General features: G+C 74.4%; 6 protein-coding genes. 3 read left to right on the forward strand and 3 right to left on the reverse strand.

Features of this window, described 5'->3' with window-relative positions; all coding sequences use genetic code 11:
- Positions 1-128: 128 nt before the first annotated feature.
- On the forward strand, positions 129-839 hold the full coding sequence (locus AC069K_RS25380) for a ribonuclease HII (RefSeq protein ID WP_365108669.1): 711 nt from the start codon (positions 129-131) through the stop codon (positions 837-839).
- A 105-nt stretch (positions 840-944) separates the two neighbouring features.
- Positions 945-1,607, forward strand: a complete 663-nt coding sequence (locus AC069K_RS25385) for a hypothetical protein (RefSeq protein ID WP_478620162.1) — start codon at positions 945-947, stop codon at positions 1,605-1,607.
- 354 nt (positions 1,608-1,961) lie between these two features.
- Here AC069K_RS25385 and AC069K_RS25390 read toward each other — a convergent pair whose 3' ends face one another.
- From AC069K_RS25390 to AC069K_RS25400, 3 genes are all read right to left on the reverse strand, one after another.
- Positions 1,962-2,588 (reverse strand): hypothetical protein, encoded by a 627-nt coding sequence (locus AC069K_RS25390; RefSeq protein WP_478620165.1) that lies wholly within the window; start codon positions 2,586-2,588, stop codon positions 1,962-1,964.
- A 223-nt stretch (positions 2,589-2,811) separates the two neighbouring features.
- Positions 2,812-4,983, reverse strand: a complete 2,172-nt coding sequence (locus tag AC069K_RS25395; protein ID WP_478620168.1) for a RecQ family ATP-dependent DNA helicase — start codon at positions 4,981-4,983, stop codon at positions 2,812-2,814.
- An 82-nt stretch (positions 4,984-5,065) separates the two neighbouring features.
- Positions 5,066-5,656, reverse strand: a complete 591-nt coding sequence (locus AC069K_RS25400) for a TetR/AcrR family transcriptional regulator (protein ID WP_358836599.1) — start codon at positions 5,654-5,656, stop codon at positions 5,066-5,068.
- Positions 5,657-5,827: 171 nt separating this feature from the next.
- Here AC069K_RS25400 and AC069K_RS25405 point away from each other — a divergent pair, with 171 nt between their 5' ends.
- Entirely contained in the window at positions 5,828-6,244 is a 417-nt protein-coding gene (locus AC069K_RS25405; RefSeq protein WP_358836600.1) for a pyridoxamine 5'-phosphate oxidase family protein, read from the forward strand.
- Positions 6,245-6,358 lie beyond the last annotated feature (114 nt).

The raw sequence follows: 6,358 nt of genomic DNA on the forward strand, positions 1-6,358 counted from the left end.
GTGCGGGTCCGGGGCATCGGGCTCGCGGGTCCGGGGGTGTCGGCTGTGCGGGCCCGGGGCGCGGATCGCGGGGTGCTGGGAGGCCGGGGTGTCCTCGGCGGCCCGGGCGGCGTAACCTTGCTGGCGCCATGCCGTACGAACCACCCACCCACACCGTCGAGCGCTCGCTTCGCGCCACCACCGGATGCAAGATCATCGCCGGTGTCGACGAGGTCGGCCGCGGGGCGTGGGCCGGGCCCGTCACGGTGTGCGCCGCGATCACGGGGCTGCGCCGACCGCCCGCGGGTCTGACCGACTCCAAGCTCATCAGCCCCAAGCGCCGGCGCGAACTGGCGGGGGAGCTGGAGACCTGGGTGACCTCGTACGCGCTGGGGCACTCCTCGCCGCAGGAGATCGACGAGCTCGGGATGACCGCCGCGCTCCGTCTCGCCGCGGTCCGCGCGCTGGACGCGCTTCCGGTACGCCCGGAGGCGGTGATCCTCGACGGCAAGCACGACTACCTCGGCGCGCCGTGGCAGGTCCGTACCGTCATCAAGGGGGACCAGTCCTGCGTCGCGGTCGCGGCGGCCTCGGTGATCGCCAAGGTGCGCCGGGACGCGATGATGGCCGAACTCGGGGGAGCGGCGGGGGAGTACGAGGTGTTCGGCTTCGCCGACAACGCCGGCTACCCCTCGCCCACGCACAAGACGGCGCTGGAGGAGCGGGGGCCGACCCCGCACCACCGGATGTCCTGGGCGTACCTCGACGCCCTGCCGCGCTGGCGGCACCTGAAGAAGGTCAGGATCCCGGCGGCGGCCGCCGCCCTGGAAAGCGGGGGCCAGCTCGGCTTCGACTTCTGAAATCCCTGGACTTTCCCCGCCCTTTACGGGGAGACTCCGCCCCGATCGCACTTTTGTGCCCACCCGGTGGTGCCCCATTCACCGGCGTTTGATAGACCTTTACCCATGCCTCTCATCCCCGAGGAGCCTCAGATTCACGAGAGCGCCCAGGGTCCCCGCGTCACTCCGGCCGCCGGCCGCACCGCGCCGACCCCCCGTCCCGTTCCTGGTCCGCGTACCGCGGCCGCACCGCGTCCCGGTCGTCCGGGGCCCGGCTCCGCCCGGCCCACGCCCCCCGCGCAGCGCACGCACTCCGGCGCGGCCGCGGCCGCTCCGGCCGCCGCTCCCGCTCCGGCTGCCGCTGCCGCCCAGCCCCAGGTGCCCCTCGGCGGGGCCGCCGACGGGCCGCAGATCCAGCTCATCCCCGCCCCGGCCGACGGCGCGCTCGACGCGGCGGGCGAGGCGGTGGACCTGCTGCTCGACACCGGCCGCGCGCCGGGCGACATCCTGGTCCTCACCACCGGTGACCCGCACCCGTGGGCGGCGCACGAGCTGTCCTTCGGCGAGGAGTCGTACTGGGCGCAGCACGACGCCCGCGACGACGTGTTCTACGCGTCGGCCGCGTCCGTCGAGCGTGCGGCCGGCCGTCCCGTCGTGATCGTCGCCGTCAACGGCGGGGACGACGCGGCTGTGGCCGCGCTGTCGGTCGCGCGTCAGCGGGCCGGGGCGCTGCTGATCGTCTGCGGGGATCCGCAGCGGGTCAACTCGGTGCTGGGCGCGGGGGTCTGAGGGGGGACCCTCCGGGGGGCTGCTCTTCTCTGCGTGCGGGTCGTGGTGGGTTGCTCGCGCCGTTCCCCGCGCCCCTTGGGCGGTGGCCCGTTGTTGTCGGGTGCGGGCTGTGGGGGGTTGCTCGCGCAGTTCCCCGCGCCCCTTCGGGGGTTGCCTGCCGTTGTTCGTGTGCGGGTCGTGGTGGGCTGGTCGCGCCGTTCCCCGCGCCCCTTGGTGGTGCCCGTCGTTGTCGGGTGCGGGTTGTGGTGGGCTGGTCGCGCCGTTCCCCGCGGCCCTTGGTGGTGCCCGTTGTTGTCGGGTGCGGGTTGTGGGGGGCCGGTCGCGTCGTTCTCCGTGGCCCTGTGGGGTGGGGTGCTAGCGCGCCGCCACTCTGCGGAGGGTTTCCGCCGGGCCGCTGCGGAGCGGTGGGGGTGCGGGGTCCGTGTCCGCCAGGGTGCCGGGGCGGGTCGTGGAGTTGGGGTGGCGGCCGCCGCGGCCCTCGCCCAGGACCTGCCAGCCGCCGCGCGTCAGCGTGACGTACGCGCCGCAGCGCAGCCCGTGCAGGGTGCAGGCGTCCCGCAGACCCCACATCCAGGCGCCGTCCTCCTCCGTCCAACGCTCGTCGCCGTCACGGCAGTAGAGCAGCACCGCCGTGCGCACCGGGGTCCGGCGGCGCAGGTCGTGCGGGATCACCCGGCGCAGTTGCGCGAGGAGCGCGTTGCGGAACTCCCAGCCGTCCGCGGGGCCGGGGCGCCGGACGAACGAGGCGCTCGCCGCCAGCCGTTCCTCGTGGTCCAGGACCGCGATCACGGCCGTCGACGGGCCCGGGTGGTGCCGGGTGTGCAGCCCGACGACCACCTCGCGGGGGTTGCGCAGCAGCGGGATCCCCGCCGCGGCCCACTCGGCGGGCTCCAGCATCCTGGCGAGGCGGTTCCCGGGCGCCGCCGACGTGAGGGACGACGCGCCCGCCGAGGCTGTGGACGGAGCGAATCCGAAGGTCACGGTCCTCCCTTCCGGATACGCGCCCACAGTGCGGGCAGGGTCGGGTGAGGGCGCAGCACGGCACGGCCCGAGCCGTCGGGTCCGCCGTTGAGGCGCGGCTCCAATTCTCGCTGGCTCACGGGCACGCGGCAACGAGCAAATGGACCAGCTGACTGGAATCGGAGGGTATGACGCTCATATCCCTGCCCAGCCGCACCCCCGCTCACGCCCCGGCCCAAGCCGGTCATCCCTGGACGGCGAGGACCAGCGGAAACACCCCCTGCGCACCCGCCCGGCGCAGCAGCCGGGCCGCCACCGCCAGCGTCCAGCCGGTGTCCGCCCGGTCGTCCACCAGCAGCACCGGGCCGCCCGCCTCCCGCACCGCACGGGCCACCTCGTCCGGCACCGTGAAGGCGTGGTGCAGGGCGCGCACCCGCTGGGCGCTGTTGGACGCCGGAACCCGGGACCCGGCGGCCTCCTCCCCGTACTCGACGCGGCCGAGCAGCGGCATGCGGCCGATCTCCGCGATCCGGGCGCCCAGCGACTCCACGAGCCGGGGGCGGGTGAGCGAGGCGACCGTGACCACCCCGGCCGGCCGGGGCGGGGCGTCGGGGGAGCCGGAGGCCCAGCCGCCGGGGCCCTTGGCCCAGTCCGCAAGGACCGTCACCACGGCGTCGACCACATCGTCCGGAACCGGTCCGTCGGGGCTCTGGGGGGCGAGCATGGGCCGCAGCCGGTTGCCCCAGCCGATGTCCGAGAGACGGCCGAGGGCCCGGCCCGCGAAGGCCTGTTCGCCCGCGGGGATACGGCCCTTGAGGTCCACGCCGACCGCCGCGAGGCCGGTCGGCCACATCTTGCGGGGCTCGATCTCGACCCCCGGCCGGGTGAGCTCGCCCCTGGCCGCCTCCAGCGCCGTCCCCGAGACACCGGCCGTGAAGCGGGCGCCCGCGCAGTTGTCGCAGCGCCCGCAGGGGGCCGCCTCCTCGTCGTCGAGCTGACGGCGCAGGAACTCCATCCGGCAGCCCGTCGCCGAGGCGTAGTCCCGCATCGCCTGCTGTTCGGCCTCCCGCTGGCGGGCCACCCACGCGTACCTCTCCGCGTCGTACACCCACGGCTCGCCGGTGGACGTCCAGCCGCCCTTGACGCGGTGGACCGCGCCGTCCACGTCGAGGACCTTGAGCATGGTCTCCAGACGGGTGCGCCGCAGCTCGACCAGCGGCTCCAGGGCGGGCAGCGACAGCGGGCGCTCCGCCCGCGCCAGCACGTCCAGGGTGCGGCGGACCTGCTCCTCGGGCGGGAAGGCCACCGAGGCGAAGTACTTCCAGATCGCCTCGTCCTCCTTGCCCGGCAGCAGCAGCACCTCCGCGTGCTCCACCCCGCGGCCCGCGCGGCCCACCTGCTGGTAGTAGGCGATCGGGGAGGAGGGCGAACCGAGGTGGACCACGAAGCCGAGGTCCGGCTTGTCGAAGCCCATGCCGAGCGCGGAGGTGGCGACCAGCGCCTTGACCCGGTTGGCCAGCAGGTCGTCCTCGGCCTGCTGGCGGTCCGCGTTCTCCGTGCGGCCCGTGTAGGAGGCGACCGTGTGGCCGCACTGGCGCAGATACGCGGTGACCTCCTCGGCGGCGGCGACCGTCAGCGTGTAGATGATCCCGGAGCCCGGCAGCTCGTCCAGGTGGTCGGCGAGCCAGGCCAGCCGGTGCGCCGCGTCCGGCAGCGACAGCACGTTCAGACTCAGGCTCTCGCGGTCCAGGGGGCCGCGCAGCACCAGCGCGTCGGTGTCCGCGCCCGTCCCCAGCTGCTCCGCCACGTCGGCCGTCACGCGCGCGTTGGCCGTCGCCGTCGTCGCCAGGACCGGGACGCCCGGGGGGAGCTCGGCGAGCATGGTGCGCAGCCTGCGGTAGTCCGGGCGGAAGTCGTGGCCCCAGTCCGAGATGCAGTGCGCCTCGTCGACCACGAGCAGACCGGTGGCCGCCGACAGCTTGGGCAGCACCTCGTCGCGGAAGTCCGGGTTGTTGAGGCGCTCGGGGCTCACCAGCAGGACGTCGACCTCGCCGGCGGCCACCTCGGCCTGGACGGTCTCCCACTCCTCGGTGTTCGAGGAGTTGATCGTGCGGGCGCGGATGCCCGCGCGGGCGGCGGCCTCCACCTGGTTGCGCATCAGGGCGAGCAGCGGGGAGACGATCACGGTGGGGCCGCTGCCGCGCTCGCGCAGCAGCGAGGTCGCCACGAAGTACACCGCGGACTTGCCCCAGCCGGTGCGCTGGACGACCAGCGCCCGGCGCCCCTCGGCGACGAGCGCCTCGATGGCGCGCCACTGGTCCTCGCGCAGCCGGGCCGCCCCCGTGGGGTCGCCGACGAGGCGGGCCAGGACGGCGTCGGCCCGGGTGCGCAGATCCGTGGTGCTCGTGTCGTTCATGCCCCCATACAACAGGACACCTCTGACATCCGGCCCGCCCGAGGGCGCCCGCCGGGCGCGCGGCGCCCCCGGGAGCGGGCCGCTACGGCGTGTGCTTCGAGCGCAGACCGTCGAGCACGATGTCGATGTAGCGCCGCCAGTCCCCGCTGCGGCGGTGCACGATCGAGGTGAGGCCGCAGGTCAGGGCGAGGATGTCGGCGCCGGCGATGTCGGTGCGGATGGAGCCGGCCGCCTGGCCCTTGCCGACCAGGTCCACCAGCTCGGCCTCCAGGTCGGCGCGCATGGTGCTGGGCGGCCCCTCGGAGCCGAGCGTGCCGCCGATGACGCTGGCGAAGCCCCGGTCGCGCGCCTCCACCTCGCCGACCCGGGTGAGCAGCATCTGGAGCGCCTCAAGGGGCTCGGCCGACTCGCGGCACACCGTGCGGTAATACGTGAGGATCTCGCCGAAGCGCTGCTGGGAGGCCGCCACGACCATCGCTTCCTTGGTGGGGAAGTGACGGTAGAGCGTGCCCACGCCGACCTCGGCGTGCCGGGCCACCTCGTCCATGGACACGTTGGCGCCGCGTTCCGCGAAGAGCTCGCGCGCCGCGTTCAGGACCCGGGCCCGGTTGCGCTCCGCGTCAGCCCGGAGCCGGCGGCCACCGCTCTCACTGACCGGCGTTGACGTTGGCATACGGAACCTCCCTCCGTTTGACTCTACTATGCCCTGCCTTCCCACACTGAACCAGCCCCGACTTCACGCCAGTTGGGGTATGCGGTTCGCAGTTGCCCAGTCGGTTCCCCAGGTGGACCCTGGGTGTTGACAATGGCCTGGTAGCTGCCGTGAGACGGAAGGACGAACACGATGTCGTTGCCCCTGGGGCGTACGAGTGCGCCGGAGGTGTCGGCGTCGGTGGAGGCATTCCTGACGGAGCCGCACATCGGCGTACTGACCACGATCCGGCCCGACGGGTCCCCGCACGTGGCACCGGTGCGGTTCACCTGGGACGCGGAGGCGGGTCTCGCCCGGGTGATGACGGTGTCCACCTCCCGCAAGGCCCGCAACCTGGTCGCGGCGCCGGGTTCCCGGGTCGCCATCTGCCAGGTGGCGGGGTTCAGTTGGGTCACCCTGGAGGGCACGGCCACGGTCCAGGACGCGCCCGCGCGGGTCACCGAGGGCGCGCGCCGCTACACCCGGCGCTACCGCTCGGGCCCGCCCAACCCGCCCGGCCGCGTGGTGGTCGAGATCCGGGTCGACCGGGTGATGAGCCTCAACGTATAGGGAACGACGCGCGCGAGGGCGCGCGGGACGACGACGAGCGCGGGGGGGGGGGGGACCCCCCTCCCCCCCCCCCCCTCTCTTTCCTCTTCTCTCGGCTTCGCCCTTTCTGGTGGG

The sequence above is a fragment of the Streptomyces sp. NPDC043908 genome, assembly GCF_056435525.1.